The 235-nt window shown below is 72.3% G+C and carries 1 protein-coding gene; it reads left to right on the forward strand.

Annotated features, from left to right (window positions below; all coding sequences use genetic code 11):
• Positions 1-235, forward strand: a 235-nt coding sequence (locus MKD49_RS26305) for a hypothetical protein (protein WP_252697777.1), incomplete at both ends; no start/stop codon positions are given.

Genomic DNA, 235 nt, shown 5'->3' on the forward strand with positions numbered 1-235 from the left:
CGTTCGCGCGGCTCCGCCGGGGCACCGAGGGCCTCGGCTGGTGGCAGGTCGCGATCTGCTTCGTGATCGCCATCTACTACGCCGCCGTGCTCGCGTGGGCGCTGCGCTACACCGTCTTCTCGGTGGACCAGGCGTGGGGCTCGGACCCCGAGGCCTTCTTCTTCGGCGAGTTCCTCCAGGCCGGCGACGTCGCCGTCACCGCCGACGTGGTCGCCGGCGTGCTGGTGCCCCTCCT

Origin of the sequence: Herbaspirillum sp. WGmk3, from assembly GCF_023952535.1 — a bacterium.
Lineage (GTDB): Bacteria > Pseudomonadota > Gammaproteobacteria > Burkholderiales > Burkholderiaceae_D > Herbaspirillum > Herbaspirillum huttiense.